At 54.4% G+C, this 19768-nt stretch carries 23 protein-coding genes; 8 read left to right on the plus strand and 15 right to left on the minus strand.

All coding sequences use genetic code 11. From position 1 onward, the window contains the following. Positions 1-323 precede the first annotated feature (323 nt). From RX717_RS11310 to RX717_RS11330, 5 genes are all read right to left on the minus strand, one after another. The gene (locus RX717_RS11310) at positions 324-794 is read right to left on the minus strand and encodes an alcohol dehydrogenase catalytic domain-containing protein (protein ID WP_107631853.1); all 471 of its coding nucleotides are present in this window, start codon (positions 792-794) and stop codon (positions 324-326) included. Continuing rightward, positions 791-1543 (minus strand): sugar phosphate isomerase/epimerase family protein, encoded by a 753-nt coding sequence (locus tag RX717_RS11315; RefSeq protein WP_107631852.1) that lies wholly within the window; start codon positions 1541-1543, stop codon positions 791-793. The genes RX717_RS11310 and RX717_RS11315 overlap by 4 nt, the downstream gene beginning before the upstream one ends. A gap of 112 nt (positions 1544-1655) precedes the next feature. Further along, positions 1656-1901: an integrase core domain-containing protein gene (locus RX717_RS11320; RefSeq protein ID WP_242977943.1), complete on the minus strand. Its 246-nt coding sequence runs from the start codon at positions 1899-1901 to the stop codon at positions 1656-1658. Positions 1902-2172: 271 nt separating this feature from the next. Further along, the gene (locus tag RX717_RS11325; RefSeq protein WP_316960290.1) at positions 2173-2595 is read right to left on the minus strand and encodes a hypothetical protein; all 423 of its coding nucleotides are present in this window, start codon (positions 2593-2595) and stop codon (positions 2173-2175) included. A 12-nt stretch (positions 2596-2607) separates the two neighbouring features. Further along, a complete protein-coding gene (locus RX717_RS11330; protein WP_316960668.1) occupies positions 2608-2862 on the minus strand; it encodes a helix-turn-helix domain-containing protein in 255 nt (84 codons plus the stop codon). A 745-nt stretch (positions 2863-3607) separates the two neighbouring features. Between RX717_RS11330 and RX717_RS16040 the strand changes: the two genes are divergently transcribed. After that, a complete protein-coding gene (locus RX717_RS16040) occupies positions 3608-3811 on the plus strand; it encodes a helix-turn-helix domain-containing protein (protein ID WP_082397429.1) in 204 nt (67 codons plus the stop codon). A 58-nt stretch (positions 3812-3869) separates the two neighbouring features. On the opposite strand, the gene RX717_RS11340 is transcribed toward RX717_RS16040, so the two are convergent. Continuing rightward, positions 3870-4121: a hypothetical protein gene (locus tag RX717_RS11340; RefSeq protein WP_316960291.1), complete on the minus strand. Its 252-nt coding sequence runs from the start codon at positions 4119-4121 to the stop codon at positions 3870-3872. An 811-nt stretch (positions 4122-4932) separates the two neighbouring features. On the opposite strand from RX717_RS11340, the gene RX717_RS11345 reads away from it, so the two are divergent. Next, positions 4933-5145 carry a hypothetical protein gene (locus RX717_RS11345; RefSeq protein WP_316960292.1) on the plus strand — a complete coding sequence of 71 codons (213 nt, stop codon included), beginning with the start codon at positions 4933-4935 and terminating at the stop codon, positions 5143-5145. Here RX717_RS11345 and RX717_RS11350 read toward each other — a convergent pair. Next, on the minus strand, positions 5124-5294 hold the full coding sequence (locus RX717_RS11350) for a helix-turn-helix domain-containing protein (RefSeq protein WP_316960293.1): 171 nt from the start codon (positions 5292-5294) through the stop codon (positions 5124-5126). The two genes, RX717_RS11345 and RX717_RS11350, sit on opposite strands and share 22 nt — an antisense overlap. Positions 5295-5427: 133 nt before the next feature. Here RX717_RS11350 and RX717_RS11355 point away from each other — a divergent pair, with 133 nt between their 5' ends. The 3 genes from RX717_RS11355 to RX717_RS11365 all read left to right on the plus strand — a co-directional run bounded on the left by RX717_RS11355 (position 5428) and on the right by RX717_RS11365 (position 8428). Next, positions 5428-5685 (plus strand): hypothetical protein, encoded by a 258-nt coding sequence (locus tag RX717_RS11355; protein WP_054328521.1) that lies wholly within the window; start codon positions 5428-5430, stop codon positions 5683-5685. 79 nt (positions 5686-5764) lie between these two features. Next, complete coding sequence (locus tag RX717_RS11360; protein WP_186950173.1) at positions 5765-6847, plus strand: glycosyltransferase family 2 protein; 1083 nt, start codon at positions 5765-5767, stop codon at positions 6845-6847. Positions 6848-6922: 75 nt separating this feature from the next. Then, positions 6923-8428, plus strand: a complete 1506-nt coding sequence (locus RX717_RS11365) for a collagen-like protein (protein WP_107631848.1) — start codon at positions 6923-6925, stop codon at positions 8426-8428. Positions 8429-8502: 74 nt separating this feature from the next. Here RX717_RS11365 and trxA read toward each other — a convergent pair whose 3' ends face one another. From trxA to RX717_RS11380, 3 genes are read right to left on the minus strand one after another with little or no spacing between them, the layout of a single operon-like run. Continuing rightward, a complete protein-coding gene (gene trxA, locus RX717_RS11370) occupies positions 8503-8808 on the minus strand; it encodes a thioredoxin (protein WP_107631847.1) in 306 nt (101 codons plus the stop codon). A gap of 19 nt (positions 8809-8827) precedes the next feature. After that, the gene (locus tag RX717_RS11375; protein ID WP_107631846.1) at positions 8828-9637 is read right to left on the minus strand and encodes a DNA-3-methyladenine glycosylase family protein; all 810 of its coding nucleotides are present in this window, start codon (positions 9635-9637) and stop codon (positions 8828-8830) included. Then, positions 9634-10011 (minus strand): DUF3783 domain-containing protein, encoded by a 378-nt coding sequence (locus tag RX717_RS11380; protein ID WP_054328044.1) that lies wholly within the window; start codon positions 10009-10011, stop codon positions 9634-9636. Before RX717_RS11380 ends, RX717_RS11375 begins: the two co-directional genes overlap by 4 nt. Positions 10012-10346: 335 nt before the next feature. Between RX717_RS11380 and RX717_RS11385 the strand changes: the two genes are divergently transcribed. Together RX717_RS11385 and RX717_RS11390 are read left to right on the plus strand one after the other, a co-directional pair. Next, complete coding sequence (locus RX717_RS11385) at positions 10347-11141, plus strand: ZIP family metal transporter (RefSeq protein ID WP_107631845.1); 795 nt, start codon at positions 10347-10349, stop codon at positions 11139-11141. Positions 11142-11518: 377 nt separating this feature from the next. Then, on the plus strand, positions 11519-11947 hold the full coding sequence (locus RX717_RS11390) for an RNHCP domain-containing protein (RefSeq protein ID WP_107631844.1): 429 nt from the start codon (positions 11519-11521) through the stop codon (positions 11945-11947). Positions 11948-12048: 101 nt separating this feature from the next. On the opposite strand, the gene RX717_RS11395 is transcribed toward RX717_RS11390, so the two are convergent. Both RX717_RS11395 and rlmD read right to left on the minus strand, forming a co-directional pair. Continuing rightward, positions 12049-12834 carry a hypothetical protein gene (locus tag RX717_RS11395; RefSeq protein WP_147574475.1) on the minus strand — a complete coding sequence of 262 codons (786 nt, stop codon included), beginning with the start codon at positions 12832-12834 and terminating at the stop codon, positions 12049-12051. Then, complete coding sequence (gene rlmD, locus RX717_RS11400) at positions 12816-14168, minus strand: 23S rRNA (uracil(1939)-C(5))-methyltransferase RlmD (protein ID WP_107631841.1); 1353 nt, start codon at positions 14166-14168, stop codon at positions 12816-12818. The genes RX717_RS11395 and rlmD overlap by 19 nt, the downstream gene beginning before the upstream one ends. Positions 14169-14251: 83 nt before the next feature. Here rlmD and RX717_RS11405 point away from each other — a divergent pair, with 83 nt between their 5' ends. Beyond that, positions 14252-14479, plus strand: coding sequence for a hypothetical protein (locus RX717_RS11405; RefSeq protein ID WP_316960294.1), 228 nt, complete (start codon positions 14252-14254; stop codon positions 14477-14479). Positions 14480-14534: 55 nt separating this feature from the next. Here RX717_RS11405 and RX717_RS11410 read toward each other — a convergent pair whose 3' ends face one another. The 3 genes from RX717_RS11410 to RX717_RS11420 form a co-directional block, all read right to left on the minus strand. Next, a complete protein-coding gene (locus tag RX717_RS11410; protein ID WP_316960295.1) occupies positions 14535-17864 on the minus strand; it encodes an S-layer homology domain-containing protein in 3330 nt (1109 codons plus the stop codon). A gap of 102 nt (positions 17865-17966) precedes the next feature. Next, positions 17967-18749, minus strand: a complete 783-nt coding sequence (locus RX717_RS11415) for a hypothetical protein (RefSeq protein ID WP_107631839.1) — start codon at positions 18747-18749, stop codon at positions 17967-17969. Beyond that, positions 18742-19299 (minus strand): RNA polymerase sigma factor, encoded by a 558-nt coding sequence (locus tag RX717_RS11420; RefSeq protein ID WP_107631838.1) that lies wholly within the window; start codon positions 19297-19299, stop codon positions 18742-18744. Before RX717_RS11420 ends, RX717_RS11415 begins: the two co-directional genes overlap by 8 nt. Between the last annotated feature and the right edge of the window lie 469 nt (positions 19300-19768).

The following is a 19768-nucleotide window of genomic DNA, read 5'->3' on the forward strand; positions in this document are numbered from 1 at the left end:
ATACTGCGCGCAGGCGTGCTACCGCGCAAAACTTTTTCAATGGACGAGCATCGAAAAATGTTACTATTTGGAAGCGCGACGTATCGCGCCCGACGACTAAGTTCCCTTGTATGCTCGGCGATATGCTAATCCACCCGCTCTGCCGATACCGCATAAGTAAAGCTCCCCCTTGTCTAACGGCAACATATCACGTCGTTTTCAAGGGGGAGCTAATCACATCAAAACAGCCAATATGGCTTTGTTTGCGTTCAGAAATTTACTTCGGTGCCGTAATAGAGGCTGTGGTTGTAACCCTTCTTGAACCATCTTGTGGTGGGTAGTAATTACTGATCCGCAGCATCCCCTACCGTGTAGCACAACCCTTGGAGAGGGGCTTTAATAACTACTCTATGATATAGAATCCTTTCTGGCACTGCAATATATTGCGCCATAGCACCGTCGCGGCTATATTCCGCGCAATGGACGCCGAGTACGCGACGATGCATGCACAGATTCACCATGCCTTTACGGCAATAATAACATGAACCACAGTACTCTGTTGAATCGAACGTGACTCGGTCGCCCGGTTTGTACCGTGTCACACGCTCTCCAATACATTCGATCATTCCAGCTGCCTCGTGCCCCATAATGATCGGTGGTTGACGGCGACCACTCGACCCGTCATAGCCATGAACATCGCTACCGCAGATTGCGCAGGCCTTTACGCGAACCAACACTTCATCCGCTCCATAGTCCGGTGTTTTCACTTCGCGCATCTCGGCCAATCCGTTTTCTATTACTACTAACGCTTTCATAACGCCTCCTCCCATGCGCTTCGAACAAATTCTACGGCCTTACGGATACCATCATATCCTGTTCCGCTTGCTTCTTCTATGCAGACCAACCCATTAAAGCCTTGCTGTTTCAGATACGCCAATATTTCTTTGTTCGGGGTCACGCCAGTACCGATAACAACCGGAGCAAATTTACCCAACTCTGCCATATCTGAAATATGGACTGTCGCCACATCGGGATATATTTTTTTTAGAATGGGAATTGGGTCCAAGCCCAGTGCCGTCACATTGCCAGTGTCAAAATTCAGTTTTACACCGCTTCCTTTAATTTTCAGGGCAATTTCGAGGAAAATATCGATTGGAAAGCTGAAATCGGCATACTCCCATGCCGTTGGCTTGAAATGATTTTCATAAACCAGTGTTACGCCAAATTTAGCGGCCGTAACCGCGGCGCGGCGCAGCATTTCTACTGCCCAACGAATGCCTTCTTCGCGGCTAGTTTCCAGATGAGCTTGTCCCGCCAGCACGCGAACATATTGCAACCTCAGTTCTGAACACATTGCGATATCCCGCCTCAAGTATTCCAGTTCGCGTTCGCGCTGCAAAGCGTCCGGATGTGTGAAGTCTGGGTAGGCGGATGCCATCGCTATCGGAATACCGACTTCATCAATCAACCTGTTTACACGGTTCAGATAAACTGGCGTGTGTTCTTTCAGCATAGCTGTACTGATACCTGCCGCATCCAGCCCCATCCGCTTGGCGTTTTTCATCCAATCATGAAGCGTAATTTCACCTGATACTATTTTTTCATACAACGATACAGGTAAAACACTAATGGTCCTATGTCAAGATTTAGCACCAGTTAAAAAGAGAAGTTAATCCTCAACTTAACTTACTAAGAACAGTTTGTCTGTGTTTGCTCATAAAGTAATTCAAAGTCATTTGGCGACATGAGTGGATACGTTTGGTATTGTAAAAAGCTTCGATGTACTCGAATACCAGACGATATGCCTGCCGGTAATCCTGTATTTTAAACCGGTTCAGCCATTCCCGTTTGACAAGCGCGTGAAACGATTCGATGCATGCATTATCCCACGGAAAAGCCTTTTTCGAGTAGCTGCGCTGCATTTTTGCAGTAGCTTCTCGCTATGCCTGGGATACATACTGGCTTCCTCTGTCACTGTGGATAATTAACGACAGTTCTGTGCTGCGTCTGGCTTTCGCTTTACCAATGGTGTCAATCACACAGGATACCTCTCAAATCTGACTGAGTGTCCAAGCAATAATCTTTCAGGAAAACAGATCTATAATGCTTGTCAGATAGACAAAGCCTTTGTTTGTCAAGATATATGTAATATCGCTGCACCATACCGCATTTGGACGATCAGGAGTAAACTGTTCATTCAGGATATTTTGAAGTTCGTTGTTGAAATCGAAATCTATGGTAGTGATCGTCCACGGTTTCACCCATTTGGCCTTGATCCCCATTTCCTTCATATATTTCCCAACAGTACGTTCTACGTTCTGGGATGATCTCTCCATTCTGACGCAACTTTCTGGTGATTTGGGGAGTTCTGTAGTTTTGCTTGGATTCATCATGAATATCCTGTATTTTGGCTTTTATGTATTCCCTGCGCTTTTCCGTATCGGTAGGGGTATGTTTCAACCATGAACGGTATCCAGACCGCGAAACGCCTAAATAGTTCAGCATTCCGGAAACGTAAACCCGGCGATCCTGTTTTCTGGCAGCTTCCGTCTTTTCAGAAACCTCTATATAAATGGCTTCTGTTATTTTCCCAAAATGCTGATAACTTTTTAGCACATCGAGTGTGTCCTAGGCATCACGAAGCTCACGTTTCAAATGGGCAATCTCTTTCTGCTCATCAGAAGCGTAATTACCGGAGCCATGAATAGGGATATTTCCAGACTCCCTGAAATTCTTCAGCCATTTCGTCAGAGTGCTGTCACCTACACCGAGATTCTGAGCACAGCCACGAACACTAAGTTCTTTATGATCAAGATAGTACTGGACTGAATCCAGTTTAAACCGTTTGTCATGCTGCTTTGCATAATGAGATCCTCTTTCAATACTATACTTCTATTGTATCATCTATTGCTTATTGGGAATTTGCTCATTTTGACTTGTACTATTTTTATTCTAGCAGCAGCGTGCCTCTGAATGAGCACTGGACGGATGACATCGAAAAGGACTTCCGCAATCGGCAGAAGAAAGGACGGCAGTGATCTGTTGTCAAGACAAATGAAGGGCGGAGGTCACACCTTTGTCTTGGAATAAAATTAGGCCATCACTTCAGCTTGGTGCCGGTCTGGACAGCGCTTGTTTAATCCCCCTTTAGTTTGGAAGCATTGGGGAAGGCGAGCAAACGATAGCTGAAGTCGTTCAAACTATGTACTATGAGGGATATGATTTCACACATTTCTGTTCCATGTCTATCCCTGCGATGCTTGTGGAGGCTATTGTTCGATTGGGCTATGCTGTCAAGCGTATCAAGGAAAGGCACACCGTTTAGGATTTCATTTTATTTTCCTTGAATAGAGCGAAGTACACAAAGTTGCTAACTATGTTGTTTATAGGCTATGCGGGAGCAGGGACAGCGAATAAAGGCAAGGCATATTTTCCTCGAATCCAGTTTCTATCAATTATCTGCAGCAGATCGCTTTCGCAAAAGACTCGTATAGACAATTCAAGTGGATTTTACTTGAAAAGCCAGCTCTGGCGAGATGCCTATGTACGAGGAAAAAGCAGCAAAGAACTTGATTGTGTGTTTGCGGAAGAAGAAAAAAACTTTGTTATCGTTACCTTGGTGATGGTTATGAATCTCAGAATCCGAGACTTGCGTGAAGATGCTGACCTGACGCAAAAGCAGATCTCAGAAATTATTTTGTGCGATCAATCCCTTTATTCCAAGTACGAGCGCGGGGAACGTGTATTGCCGTTCGATCTGGCAGTCAAATTAGCCGACTATTATCAGGTATCGCTGGACTATCTGTTCGGCCGTAGCAACAAACGAAAGTAAATACATAACAAAGCGGTACGGAGCATTCCGTACCGCTTTGTTATTTCGCTTGTAACAGTCACACCCCGACCCGCGCTTTTGTCGGCAGCGTACCCCGCTGCCGCAGCACCGGCTGCTGAAAATCCCACGCGATAATACGCACCGGCGCTTCCGGGGCAGGCTCCTGCGCGAGATACTCCAGCAGTTCCATCCATTGCCCATGAAGAAGGGATAGTGTAATGCCTGCCTTTTCTTTCTCCTGCTCTTCCATCTGTGCAATGGTGACGCACCAGCCCTTCCGGTCAAAGTGCTGCACAAGGGCTTGTGCCAACCCATCCAACGGCAGCAGGATTGCGTTGTCCTCCCATGTGATATGGAGTTCATCTTCATATGCCGGAGTGAACGTGGAGCCTTTTTCAGCGCCCAGAGCGAATATTCCAGAATGTCTGCGATCGCTTCGGGCGTTTCGACGAGGATCACTTTCTCAAACGACATCATTGCCCCGGCCAGCCGCACGTCGGCGTTTTTCTCGCCGTTGGGATTGAGCCGTTGGTTGCCGTTCCCGAAGTGGTACACCAGATGTAGAAAACGTTCTTCATCATAGATGCAGCCGACAAACCGGGAATATTTCAGGCTGTCTGTGCTGCGGACAGCCTGTCGTTCCTGTTCGCGCTTAATCTGTAAGGATGTCTGGTACTTGCGCCTGCAAAGCAGGACGAAGAACAGCCGCGCCTCGTTGATGCGGCTGCGCCGAACCGCCTTTTCGATGCTGTGCGTGCCCGTCGGCTTGTCCCAGATGAAAGCGTTCGACTTCCTACGGTCTTTTTGCCTCAAGCGGCAATAGGCTTCAAATCCGGAATCTGTGACGAAAAAGCTTTTGTGCCCCGGTGCCTTGACAACTTCCAGATACCCCGCGCGGCATAGCTTCTGAAACGCATCCTGTGTGCACGCATAATTGCTTCCGAGCAATTTGAGCGCATGGTACGGCACACTGACTTGCAGCAAGAGCCATGCCGCGCTGTTCCTACCTATCCGCATTGTACCCTGCTCCCAGATCGAAAACTGGGATTTTGCCGGGCCGGATGCAGATCACGGTCTAATCCCTGTCGCCCCAGCAGCTCGTCTGGACATTGGAGCAGTAGATGCCGCTGTCGCTGGTCAGCAGGTGCCGCGCAATGATGTTCAGCGCTGTGCGGTTTTTTTCATTTCATCAAGACGTGGCGCGGGTTTTGAGTGTTTTTGAAACGCATTTTTATTTTTCTAAACAAGCATCAAAAACGCCAAAAAACCAAGTCATGCAACACGAAAAAAGGGAGGGTGGTGCCGTTTCCTTTTATTCTTTCCTGCGCGGATAGGGTTTTCGCTCATCCGTTAAACCCGCCAAATAATCCATGCTCGTTTCCAGCACGATTGCGATACGCTTTAACTGCTCCAATGTAAAATATCTTTTCCCGTTTTCTATTTTCGAGTAATCGCTCTGGTCGATACCTGTCAACATCTGCATTTTGATTTGGGTATATCCTTTTTCCTCGCGCAATTCTCTTAATCGGCTCAATTCTATCACCCATTTTATTATGTCAATTCGACCTATTGACATTAGGGTGTTTTTGACCTATTCTTATTAAGAGGTGATTGCTTTGGAGAAAAACGAATTATTTCTGGAGGTATTCCGCGAGGTCCTTTCCAAGCAGGATATCCGCGTGGAATTCCCGTCCCTCATCGGAGTGGACGTCAATAAGCTGATGGATTCTATTTATTACCGCGCGCTCAACCGGATCAAGGGCTATATCCGCGACGACAGCCTTTCCGATCCGGAATGCTTTCAACAGATCGAGCTTGTCATTTCCACTTTGGAGCATCTGGGCAGCAGCGGCGGCTTCCGTCACGATTTTTGACCGTCGCGCTTCCCCTTTTCCGCTCCGTGCGCTGTCCCCCGCCTCCCGCGCAGCATAGACTGCGCGGGAGGGTTTTTTTATGGTTTCCATTAGTCTTTGCATGATCGTGAAGGATGAAGAGGCGGTGCTGGCGCGCTGTCTGGACAGCGTGCAGGGGATCGCAGACGAGATCATTATTGTCGATACTGGTTCCTCCGACCAGACCAGGGCCATCGCGTCACAATACGGCAGGGTGCTGGACTTTGCCTGGTGCAATGATTTTTCTGCTGCGCGCAATTATTCGTTCGCGCAGGCGGGCTGCGATTATATCCTGTGGCTGGACGCGGACGATGTGATACCGCCGGAGAGCCGCGCGGGCTTTGCCGCGCTCAAGCAACAGCTTGCGGAAGCAGCCGCCGACGTTGTCATGCTTCCCTATCATGTGGCGTTCGACCCGCAGGGCAAGCCGACGTTTGTTTATTTTCGGGAGCGCCTGCTCCGGCGGGCAGCCGGATTTACCTGGCAGGGCGCAGTGCATGAGTGCATCACCCCACAAGGACGCATTTTGTATGCGGACGCAGCTGTCGAACACCGCAAGGAGCGGAAAACAGACAGCCGCCGCAATCTTGATATTTATGAAAAGCAGCGCGCCGAAAAAGGAACACTGACCGCGCGCGAGCAGTTTTATTATGCGCGCGAGCTGATGGCGCATCAGCAGTGGGACGCGGCTGTGGCTGCGTTCCGTGATTTCCTATCCCGTCCGGACGGTTGGACCGAAAACCGGATAGAGGCCTGCCGCAACCTGTCCGACTGCCTCTGCACGCTCGGGCAACGGGACGAAGCGAAAGCCGCCCTGCTTCTGTCCTTTTCCATGGATGAACCGCGCGGGGAAACCTGCTGTGCGCTCGCCGCGCTTGAATTGCAGGAGGAGCATTATGCCTTGGCCAGGTTCTGGTACGAAACCGCCTTGCGTGCGCCGCGCAGGACAGAACGGGGCGGTTTTGTGCAGGTTTCCTGCTATGGGTATATCCCCTGTCTGGGGCTGTGCGTGTGCTGCGACCACTTGGGGCAGCATGACGAAGCCGCCGCATGGAACGAGCATGCCGCGGCTTTCTGGCCGGATTCCCCCGCAGTCGCCTACAACCGCCGGTATTTTGCGCAGCGCGCCTCCGGTGCGGAGTGACCGGAGACCGCCCCCACGCATAGAATGCAGTGCCGAATGATATCATCCGGCAAATTTCCCGAAAGGAAGAAAGACATGTACGATCGCTCACAATTTGTTGGACGGGACGGTTCCGGCTGCTCCTCCGACAAGTGGATGGATAAGATCTGCGGCGGCACATGCGGCGGCCAGCAATGCCCGCCCGGTCCCACAGGCCCGACAGGACCTGAAGGCCCGCGCGGGTATCGCGGCGAGCGTGGTCCGATGGGGCCGCGCGGCTTTACGGGTGCGACCGGTCCTCAGGGGCCGGGAGGTTTCCCGGGCGCGACGGGTGCGACAGGCGCCACCGGCGCGACAGGCGCAACAGGGCCCGCCGGCGGCCCGACCGGCCCCACCGGCGCGACAGGGCCGACCGGCCCCACCGGTGCGACCGGACCGACAGGTCCCACGGGTGCTACCGGCTTCGGCGCAATCGGACCTACTGGCCCCACGGGGCCGACTGGTGCGACCGGACCGACCGGACCGACGGGCATAACGGGTACCGGTGCGACTGGGCCGACCGGTCCCACAGGTGCAGCGGGTTCCACGGGTCCCACAGGCCCGACTGGCGCAACTGGCACCGGAGCAACTGGTCCCACTGGTCCCACGGGTGCAACCGGTCCAACTGGCGCGACCGGACCGACCGGACCTACGGGCGTGACGGGTACCGGTGCGACTGGGCCGACCGGTCCCACAGGTGCAACAGGTCCCACAGGCCCGACTGGCGCAACTGGCACCGGAGCAACTGGACCCACTGGTCCCACGGGTGCAACCGGTCCAACTGGCGCGACCGGACCGACCGGACCTACGGGCGTGACGGGTACCGGTGCGACTGGGCCGACCGGTCCCACAGGTGCAACGGGTCCCACAGGCCCGACAGGCGCAACTGGCACCGGAGCAACTGGACCCACCGGTCCCACAGGTGCAACTGGTCCAACCGGACCAACCGGCCCCACTGGTCCCACGGGTGCAACCGGCCCAACCGGTGAAGATGGCGATGCCGCCACCGTCCGTGTCGGCACAGTTACCACCGGAGATCCCGGCACCGAAGCCAGCGTCGTCAACTCGGGTACGGAAAAAGACGCTGTACTCGATTTTACGATTCCCAGAGGGCAGGATGGCCAAAGCGGTGCGACGGTCAACCTGTTATCCGCCTATTCCATCCCCTCGCACCCCGGCGGCACAGAAAATAACGCCCTGATTTTTGACCGGAACGCACTTTCCTACGGCACTTCCATCTCGCACGAGCTCAACAGCGCAATTTTCACCATCAACCATCCCGGCGTTTATGCCGTGGTCTTTGACGGCGGCATGGCGCCTGGAAGCGGTGTGACATTCCCCTATAATATCAGCTTTACGCTTGAGTTAAACGGGTCCTTTGTCGCTGGCGCTTCCGCATCGCATAACTTCCACACTTCGACCGAAACTGTAAGCATTGCGTTCACATCGCCGGTAGCGGTTTCCTCCGCCCCGGCCACGCTGCGGGTCATTGGCAGCGGAAGCACGTATTTTTACAGCAACATTTCCCTGACAATCTACCGGCTCGGCGATATCCCCACTTAACACTGTTTCTGGCGCGCGTCCGGACGGCTGATAAAAAAAACGGAAACGGGAAATTCCCGTTTCCGTTTTCTTTTTTACAGCAGCGCAAGAATATTGGCTTTGGGCATCGCGCCGACCGCTTTATTCGCGAGTTGGCCGTCCTTGATTACGGCCAGTGTCGGAATGCTCATTACGCCGAACTCCTGCGCGAGCGCGCCCTGTTCGTCCACATTGATTTTGCCGACTTTAATATCCGCGCGCTCTTCCGCGATCTCGTCCACAATTGGAGAAACCATGCGGCACGGGCCGCACCAGCTCGCCCAGAAATCGAGCAGAACCGGCTTGTCCGACTGCAGTACCTCCTGTTCAAAATTATCCTTTGTAATGGTTAAAACCGCCATATTCCTACACTCCTTTGCTTCAGTTTGTCACAAGTTCATAATAAAATGCATACTGCTGCATAACGCCCGCAAATCCCCGATAGCGCTTTAACGGGAAGCCCTTGGGATAGTGGGCATCCAATACCTGCCGGATATGCGTATCGATTGGGAACGCATCGATATGATGCAGCGCAAACAGGCAAATACATTCCGCTACCTTGCGCCCCACTCCGGACAGTCGCATCAGCTCGGTGCGGGCATGGGCATAGTCCATATGCCGGACAGCCTCCAGGTCTACTTCGCCCGATACAACCTGCCGCGCGGCGGACAGTATGTATCTCGCCCGATAGCCCAGACGGATGGGCGCAAGCTCCTCCAGCGTGCAGGCGGCAAGGCGTTCGACCGTCGGGAAAGCATTGTATACCTGTCCACTCCTATTATAGCAGATTTCCCCAAAAAGGGAACATAAATTTTCGACGCATTTCGTGATGCGCCCGATATTGTTCTGTTGGGATATGATAAAGCACACGATGGTCTCCCACAGCTCCTGCCGTAGGATGCGCAGCCCGCATCCCGCCGCAACCGCACGCTGTAGGTATTGGTCCCGCTTAGCGACCGCCCGCTTATACCTGCCATAGTCCGCATCCAGGTCAAAATATCCTCGCCAGACCGACTCGAATGTTTCCTCCGAACAATCGAACCGCACCAGCCGCCCTTCCTGGCAGACTTCGATATACTTCCCTCCCGCAACGACCGAGTACCTTTTTTCCCCCAGCTCCCGAAAGCGGAAGCATTGTCCCGACCGAGCGATCTGCTCCAAATCAAAGTCTGCTATCTCGCGTTCGATCATTTGCTCATCGCCTCATGCTCCGCCGCCAGCTCGTCATACAGTTGGTGGAACAGCCAGCCCAGATTCGTCTCTGTCACGACCGCTTTATACGGGATGGATACGCCGTTCTTTTTCATTTCACGCAGCAGGATCTCCAGACGCTTATCCGTAAAACCATCCAGCACCAGCACGGGCTCAGCCAGCGCCGGCGTCTCCGGCGCTTCGCGCGCATCGAACCCCTTTCGGCCAAGCAGACAGCCAATCGTCTGTCCTGCTGCCTCCGGCGCGACATTTCGAATACGCACCCCCATCCGTACCAGGATGGATTTCAAAACAGCGGCCTGTTCCCCGCTGTTGGGATCAAAATATAAAACGTTTTCCCGTGACACCGGCATATTCGGTTCCTCCTTATAGCATTTATTTTTATTATACCACAGCGACCGGCAAACCAGCAAGGAAAAGGCGCCTGCCGCACGACCCTGCAGCCGCGACGCCTTTCCGCCAATATGCCCGCCATCCCCTATATCTCCCTCTTGCGGCGGGTGCGCGAAGCATGTATAATGAAGTATACGCATTCGCTCCATATTCAGGCGGCAGACATTTGCCTTGACAGTCTTGGCATGGATATCTATAATTGTAGTTGGTTTGCGCTAACTATAATTGTCAATAAACTTTTCTATTATCAGAACGGACTTTTTATCATACTTCCATCCGGAAAGGAGGCCTTTTTATGATACAAGCATTGGTTTGGGCGGCGGCCGGCACTGGTTTTACTTTTGCGATGACCTCGCTGGGGGCCGCTATGGTATTTTTCCTGCGCCGCAAATCGAGCGCGTTGCTGCAGCGTATTTTCCTCGGCTTTGCGGCTGGCGTTATGATCGCGGCTTCGGTTTGGAGCCTGCTGATCCCCGCTATTGAAGAGGCCGAGGCGGCTGGCGGGATCGGCTGGATCCCTGCCGCCGGCGGCTTTATCCTCGGCATTCTGCTCATGCTCGCGCTGGACGGCCTGCTCCCGCATCTGCACAGCGGTGCCGTCCGAGCCGAGGGGCTGCCCTCCTCTTTCCGGCGCACCACGCTGCTCGTGCTCGCCGTAACGCTGCATAACATACCGGAGGGTATGGCGGTCGGCCTGTCGTTCGCCCGCGCGGCACAGCACAACGGAGAGGCCGGCCTGATCGCGGCCGCCGGTGCGCTGGCGCTCGGCATTGGCATCCAAAACTTTCCCGAGGGCGCGGCGGTGTCTCTGCCATTGCAGCAAGAGGGGCTGTCGCGCCCGCGCGCTTTTCTCTACGGCGCGCTGTCCGGTGTAGTGGAACCGATTTTCGGCGTGCTGGTGGTTTTGGCTGCAGCGCAGCTTACGCCTTTCATGCCCTGGCTGCTCTCCGCAGCCGCGGGCGCGATGCTGTATGTTGTAGTCGAGGAACTGATCCCGGAAGCACACCTTGGAGAGCATTCCCACCCTGGAACACTTGGTGTAATGGCCGGCTTTCTGGTAATGATGATCCTTGACGTTGCGCTCGGATGACCTACATAGGATTCTGCAAGCGCTCCCCAACCTGCTAAGCAGGCGCCGCAAAAAACCTTGCGGAACGGCTTTGTTTATGCTATACTTATGATAGAATATTAAAGTAGATGTGGTGGCTTGATGTCGGCTATCCGTAAATAACAGGATGACAAAAATTCCTCATCGCAAGACGATGGGCTTTTTGCTGTGCTGATTTTACGGATACAGAGTCGGGCCTGCCTTTCATTGGGCAACCTTTTCGTTGCCGCCGTTTTTCGGCGGCTGCATGTTGTCGTCCCCATCTATCCAGCAGAACAGTTTAATGGCCCGTCGTCCCGGGCCATTTTTTGTTGTCCTAAAAGCGAAACCATCATTTTATAACAAAGGACAAACAAACCATGAACCGAGAAAACAAACGAAAAATGTATGAAAAGGGTTATTATAAAACCCATCCCTGTGCCGAAAGCTTTACCTGCCGCGTATGCGGGCGGCCGGTCGTCTCCGTCGGCGCAGGCAGCGGTCACCGCAACCATTGTCCGAACTGCCTGTCAAGCTTGCATCTGGACGATGAACCCGGCGACCGTACCGCAGACTGCGGCGGCATCATGGACCCCGTCGCAGTGTGGGTGCGCAAAAACAGGGAATGGGCGGTTATCCATCGCTGCCGCCGGTGTGGCACGCTCCATTCCAACCGGGTGGCTGCGGATGACAATCCGATGAAGTTGATGTCGATTGCCATGAAGCCATTGTGTGAACCACCGTTCCCGCTGGAGCGAATCGAGGAGATGACTGCTCTTATGGGCGGCAACGGCTGCTTAAATGGATAACGGAAAAGGCATGGCGAAGCCATGCCTTTTCTGATTTCTGCGCGTCTCGGGCTTTTCTCTGGAAGACAATATGCCTTTCCTGCTCCAACACGGACAAATTTCTATCCTTTGGAGAACAGTTGGTCTTCCTCAATGATTCCTTTATGGCACGCCGCCCTTTCTATTTGGGTAAAAATCATCGACACGACTCGAAATACGTCACACAGATAAAACTGATCGTATTGCTCCTCCTCCTGCTCCCACGCTTTATGAACAAACCGATTTCTTATTTTTCTTACTCTGCCCAAATACAACAATTCCTTCTGCAGCGTTTCTGTTAAATCGCACTGACAACACTCGCCTATTTTTTGAATATAAAACGCAATTTCGTTGGTTCCTTTCTGTTTCTTTCCCAAAGGAATCGAACATACCTCACAAAACCATTGTGCAATTTCATTGAGCGAGGACTCCAAATATGAAAGAAGCAACAGCAGCATTGTATTTTTGTTAATATCGTGAGAAAGATTTTCCCAAGTGGTCACTGGCGAAAACATATATGCCGGATCAAAAAAAACGTCCAGTTCTTCCACCGTGTATTCCCTTTGGCGCCGGTAACCCTTTACCAATTCAAACCGGCCTTCCGACTCAGCAATCAGCGCCTTTAATTTGTTCTCAAGCTGGCATAATACAAACAGGCAGTAATCATTTATTTCTGCCAGTTCTTCTTCATATTTGACAAAAGGATATACCGAACTGACACTAAAAAACAAAAAATATCGTGCATTGTTATCACGATAAAATTCTAGGCTTTCTATCAGCCCTTCTTTGTCAAAATAAACTTTCATAGCTTTTCCCTTTTGGTGCAAAGCGAAAGCCCCTCTTTCCGTTTTCATCGTTGCAGCAGGCATACCGTCTCCACATGGCTCGTCCTCGGGAACATGTCAAACGCCTGCGCCCTTTCCAGCCAATAACCTGCGCCGCACAGCTCCGCAACGTCGCGGGCGAGCGTGGCCGGATCGCAGGATACATACACCACACGCGGCGGCAGCATCTTCAGGATCGCGTCTCGCGCTACTTCGTCCAAGCCCTTTCGAGGCGGGTCGACAACCAGCACATCGATGCCGCGTCCGGCAAGCTGCCGCGCCGCCTGCCCTGCGTCCGCACACAGGAATTCCACGTTTTCCATTCCGTTCCGCGCCGCGTTCCTTTTGGCATTCTCCACCGCTTCCGGCACGATCTCCACACCGATCACGGTTTTCGCCCGTTCCGCCAGCGTCAGCGTGATCGTCCCCGCGCCACAGTACAGGTCCAGCACGGTTTCCTCTCCCATCAACCCCGCAAAGTCCGCCGCACACGCGTACAGACGCTCGGCCTGGGCATGGTTAACCTGATAAAACGCCTCGGGCGAAAGCAGGAAGGAGTGTCCGCAAAGCCGGTCCTCCAACATGGCCTCCCCCCACAGCACATCGGTCCGGTCGCCGAGTATTACGTTGTCGCCGCGCTGGTTGTGGTTAAGCAAAATACCGGTCAGCGCCGGCTCGCTTTCACGCAGGCGGCTCACGAGTACCTCCAGCGCGGGCATCTTGCGTGTCGCCGTAATCAGTGTCAACTGGCTCTCGCCGCTCTTTTCGCCTACACGGACGTAAATATGCCGCACCGCACCGCGGTTTGCACCGTAATCATACGGCGGCACGTCAAACTCCTGCATCCAGGAGCGTACAACCGCAGCAATGCGGTCGGCTGTTTCCGACTGGATCAGGCAGCGCTCGACCGGCACGATTTCGTGGCTGCGCGGCCGATAAAAGCCGGTGACGATACCGCCCTCCTTATCCCGTCCGACCGGATACTGCGCCTTGTTCCGGTAATGCACGGTAGCGGGCGCGCCGGTAATGCCAAGCAGCTTGCTTCCGTCCTGCCCGCCGATACGAGTCAGCGCGTCGCGCACCTTTTTCCCCTTCGCACGCAGCTCCTCCTCGTAGGTGATGTGCTGGTAACAGCAGCCCCCGCACCGTCCCGCCGCCGGACAGGCAGGTTCTATGCGCGCGCCGGAAGGCGCAACCAGCTTTTCCACACGGCCAAACGCAACGTTTTTCGTCACCTTGACAAGCCGCACGTCACACTGGTCGCCCACGGCGGTGCGCGGGACAAACACCGCGCGTCCCCCGATTTTGGCGAACCCCGTGCCATCCGCAGTATAATCGCTGATCTGGCAGCGATAAATTTTATTTTTAATAAGCTCCATTCCTCACGGCGCTCCTTTTTCCGGTTTGTATCCGTATTATATCATGCTTCCGGCACATACTGCAATCGAAAGGAGCGGTACGAATGGAACGAAATGAAAAGAAAAAGCGCGTCTCCGCGGATATCCCCTTTTCTTTCCTCAATGAGCTGGGACACAACACCCGCGCGATGGAGCGGTTCTTCGATCTGCCGCGGGAAACGCAGGAGACGCTGACCGACGCGGTTTCCATTGCGGACGACCCGAACGAGCGGTCCGAGCAGGCGCTCAAGTCCTTGGCCAATGGCGGCGAGGGCTACTGCGAGCGGTTTTAAAAAGCAGAAAAGCGTCCATACGGACGCTTTTCTGCTTTTTGTTCTGTTTTTCCTCTTATTCTCCCTGATTGATCGCAGAAAGGCGCTGCAAAATCAAGGTGATCTCCTGCGCGGTGATCGGCTCCTCCGGCCGGAAACGGCCGTCCCCATCCCCTTGAAGGATGTTTTGCGCCGCCATTTTTTCAATCGCCGCCTGCGCCCAATAGCCTTGATATACATCGGTAAACACGGGCGCCCCCGCTGTGGAATCGCTGTCGGACAGCGTGGAAGCGATCACACAGAATTCCGCGCGGGTAAGGAGCGCGTCCGGCTGATAGCTGCCATCCGCATAGCCGTTCAGCAGGCCGCGGTCGTGCAGCCGCGCCAGCGCAGCCGCGTGCGCACTGTCTGGGCTTACATCTGCAAACCGCGCCAGCTCGGGCTGCTCCACCGCAGTCTGATCGGTCAGGCTGTCCGCCAGCAGCACCGCCGCCTCCCCGCGCGTGACCGGCGCCGTATCATCCGACCTTGGGATATTCGTCTTGAGCAGCGGCGTGACCTTGCCTGTGGCCGCATCCACCCGCGCGGCAAACGGAAACTGTACGGTTTTTCCCGCCGCCCTGGTCGTCTGCGCAAATACGCGGTTCTGTGCGACCATGGCTTCCAGCTCATCCGCGCAGGCCTTCAGGTCGTCCTCGGTCAAGGAAAGGATCGCCGCGCGTTCCGCCGCATAATCCGCCTGGGTGCGTCCGGACCGTGCCAGGCCCAAGCCGCTTGCCCGCGACCATTCCGCGTCCATGTCAAAGGTGTTGACCGCATTTACCTGAAAGCCCGCCAGCTCGCTCGGCGCAAGCTGCATCGACCGCAGGTAATCCGCCGCCCCGCGGAACACCGCCACCGCCTCGTCCACGCTCACGCCGCCTGACGAAACCATGGTAACGCCGTTTGCATCGAACAGCAGGCTCGCGCCATAGGCGCCGCGCTTGTCGCGCAGCTCCGGCAGCATGTATTTCGCAGTCAGCAGCGGCCCCAGCACATCGTAAACCGCCATATTTTCCGGCGGCGTGCGGAACTGGCCGGTCAGCATGACATGGTTGGCGTCCTGCGTGTTTGAGGATACCACAAGCGCGCTCGGCCATCCGCCGGAAATCCATTCGCAGGAGGCTATGCCTGTTCCCGCGGGCAGCGCCGCGACAAATGCCGCAGCCGCGCGCCGGAACGCTTCAAAATCCGCGCGGCTTCCGGTAAACTCCGCGACCACCCCTGTGCGCTGAAGTACACGCTCCAGCAGGGTGCGCATCTGTTCGAGCAGCGCGGCGTCCCCGCCCTCGTTTGCCGCCGCTTCCTCAATAAACGCCTTATAAGACATAGACGAGCCGACAAACCCCGCCGGAACGCGGTCCATGAAGCGGTTTGCTTGGGTGCTGGATTGCAGCATCATGCTGTATTCATAGTAATACGGATCCCGATATTGTGCGCGCAGGCTGTCTCTCCGTTCGGTCAGAAAGGTACGTAACGCAGCCGCATCCGCTAACGGCTGCCCACGCAGCAGCTCTGCCGCCGCCTGTACCGCATCCGCGGCCTTTCCGGCTTCCACACCGCCACCGAGGGCGAATGCAGGCTGAAGCGTATCCGGTGCGTCATACCGTTCGCCCGAAGACATTCCAGTATAAAGGGACAGCCCTGCCTCCTCGAACTGATCGTTCAGATATTCGCACAGCAGGCACCATACGGAGGCTTCCTCCTGCCGAAGTTCGATTGGGAAATAAAGAGAAAATGCCGGCGCTTCCGTATCCGTCGCCTCATTGAAATACCAGGTCACGCCATCCGTGGTTTGGCTCGTCTGTTCCATGGAAAACGGGTCCTCTGAAAAGGCGTTCAGGTCGAGTGTGGGAAGTTTGGCGAGTACCGCTGGATCATCCGGCTGGTCCAGCCAAGCATTAAACGCCTCGGTGTCCCGCTTCACCTGCTCCAATCCGGCCGCGTCCAACCGCGGTTCGGGGATGGAGTACTTAGCCGCGCCATTGCCGGAGATGACGATTGTTTGGAACTTGCTGTCCCTCCATTCTGCCGCAAGCGACTTAAAATATGACATATCCTGTCGCAAATCCGCAATAACGTCCGATCGGTCGATGCAAGCGAAGGGGTCCCCCGCATAGGTGAAGCCCATAAACACCTCTTCCCGTGCAAACTGCTGCGCTTTCTGCTGCTGGTCAAGCACTTCGTCCAGTAACGCGGTTGGGAAGCCGTTTTGCGCCGCATTCTCCAGCAGCTTTTGGAATACCGAAACCACCTCATCCTTTTGCTCCACCGGCACCTCGGACAGTATCACGCCGACATTGTAGATGCCGCCCGCATTGCCGCCCACCGTATAGGGCAGCGCCTCGGGGAACGCCTCGCCAAGCTGCCGCTGCAGACAGGTCAGCATCGCGCCCCAGGCCTCCATCTTCCCTGTATCCAGGATGCTCGGCCCATGCGCCATAAAGCCGATGTCCACCGTCTGCGTGGAACCGGTCACATTATACTCCTGTACGATCTGTGCTTGCGCGATCGGCTGTGCCTGGATGGTCACAGCCGGCGTTTCACCTTTGTCTGTTTTATTCAAATATCCATCCAGCATTTTGAGCGTTTTACCGATATCCTGCTTTCCCGCCGTATATACCAGCATATTGGATGGGCGGTAATAGGTGTCGTATACCCACATGACGTCCTCATAGGTCAGGTCAAGCAGCTCCGGTATCGCGCCGCCGGAATCAAATGTTGCTGGGGAGTCGCCATAGAGGTTTTCATACAGCTTATCGGATACAAAATCTAGCGAATTCTGGTCTGTATCCAGGCTTTTCAGCCGCAGCTCGCTGTACACAATACCGTTATATCGCGCTTTTCCGTCCGAATATTCGATGCGGATACCCTGCTGCTTGAAAATATTCGGCTCGCTGCGCAGCAGCGGGAACAGCACACACGTCGTATAAATATCCGCGAGATTATAAAAGTCTTGCTCCGCCTCGGTGCGGAAAACATAGGTGGTATAATCCTCGCTCGTATACGCGTTCAGTTCCTGCGCGACCGAGCTGTTGCGCAGAATATGCATCAGGTCATTGAGAGGATATTGCTCGCTTCCGTTGAGCAGGGAATGCTCCAGAACATGGTTCGCGCCCTTGCTGTCCTCCGGCGGGGTTCGGAAGCCGATCGCGAACTCGCGCGTTTCGCTGCCGTTTTCCAGCCAGACGACCTGTGCGCCCGTATCCGTATGCCGGAGCAGATGGTATGTTCCTTCGCCTGTACCCTGCGTTTTTACCTCGGTAAACCCGTGCTGCCCGTATCTGCCCGCCGCGGCCGCCTCCGCCGGCACGAGCGGCAGCAGGAGCGCAAGCACTGTTGCGAATGCCGCCAACCGTTTTTTCATGGGATACACCTCACCCTCGTGTATTATCTGTACTGTATGTAATAGTACAGCTATATATTAACAAACCGCTGCCGACTTGTCAACAGCGGTTTGCCTGTTTTTTTACGCCTCAATGACCTCCTGCGCCATCTGGAAGAAATCATCCATCGTCAGGCTGCCCGGGTCAAAGGTATAGATCGAATAAGCGATGTCACCCTCGATCCACGATACGCGGTAAAACACCTTTTCCTCACGCTCGTCCGAACCGTAAGCAATATTGATCTCGCCGCGATCGAATGCCGCCTGTTCCTCCGCCGTGGGCTGGCTGTTGCCATCAGCCGGCAAATAAATGCCCTTCATCTCGCGGTAGTGTACCTCGGTACCCGCCACCGTGCGTACCGTATCGTAGGGAGAGGTATACTCGCCTTCCTCCTGCACCGGATCAAAAGCCAATGTCAATTTTACGCCATCCTGCTCATAATCGAGCTGAATACCGGTAAACGAACCCAGAGTATGGTTGTTTTCGTCCCGTTTATCGGTCATGCTCTCGTTACCCTTTTCAAAGACGAAGCCATTCGAGAATGACTCAACATATTTCGCTCCCGCTATATTTTCCTGCACATAGGCGGCTGTTTTTTCGAAATCCGTCCAGTTCTTATCCAGTCGGGTACTCGATCCCCAGCTTACAACGCCGCTGCCCGCGACCGCGCCGGTCACGGCAACTGCCGCCACCAGGCATACCGCTGCCAGACGCTTGCCCCATTTGGGCCGGCGGCGCAGTTCTGCGGGCGCTCCGCTCTTCAGCGCAAAATCAATCCGTGTCTTCAGCTTGTCGGGCGCTTCCAGCCCCTCTGCACACTGCTTCATCGTCTCTCTGATCGTGCGGTCCATCTTCATTTCATCCATTTGTTGCAGCCTCCTTTGGCTTTCCCTCTTTTGCGGTCAGCGCCTGCCGCAGATGGCGGCGGGCGGAAAACAGGCGGGATTTTACCGTACCTTCGGTCACGCCCAGCGTGCATGCGATCTCCTTAACCGGAAGGTCGTCAAAGTAATACAGAATCGTCACGACGCGCCGCTTTTCATCCAGCGCATACAGCGCTTCATACAGCCGCCGCTGCTCGTCGGTGCGGAGTACGGCGGACAGCGCGCTTTCCGCCTCTCCGGTTTCAAAGAATTCCGCGACCGGTGTCTCGCGTTTGGTTTTCCGGCAGTACTTCCACGCTGCCCGCGACAGCGTTTTCAGCAGCCACGGTCGGAATTTCGCACCGTCTTTCAGCGATCCGATCGACCGCGCGCAGATGACGAACGCCTCCTGCGTCAAATCTTCACCGTCCGCACGGTTTCCCGTAATCAGGCATGCGACGCGGTAGGCGTCGTTTTTATAGCGCGCATACAACTCGTCAAACGCCTGCATATCGCCCCGCTGCATCCGGCGAACCAGTTCTTCATCGGTCATGTTTGCAATGTCCTTTCTCCGTTTTCGGTGTACCTGATAATAAGAGCACCGAAAACGGCAATCGGTTCAAAAAAATTTTTTAGGTTTATGCGCCGCCTGTTTTGGTACACCTGTCAATAAGAGCCGACCTCCTGCCGTTTGGTTCAAAAAAAACGCGAGCCAGGTCGCTGGCCGTGTGGCGCGGACCCTTTCCCTGATATGACTATACTATACCCGAAATCAGACGCGGAGGAAAGTCCCTGCCACCCGCTACGCGGATATTTTTCACGGCTCCCGCTTTCTATCGTGCATCATATCGGCACTCTAAAAAGACTATTTATTCATTTTTATAAAAACAAGACCGATATTCGCAAAAAACATCTCTATTCTACGTTTTCAGCGTCAAACCGTGCGCAAATAAAAAGCAGCCTTTCCGGCTGCTTTTGCTTTGTGGTTCTCTTTTCGCGCGGTTTCTCCGCGTTTATCCGAT

It is taken from the genome of Intestinibacillus sp. NTUH-41-i26 (assembly GCF_032769475.1).
Lineage (GTDB): Bacteria > Bacillota > Clostridia > Oscillospirales > Butyricicoccaceae > Agathobaculum > Agathobaculum ammoniilyticum.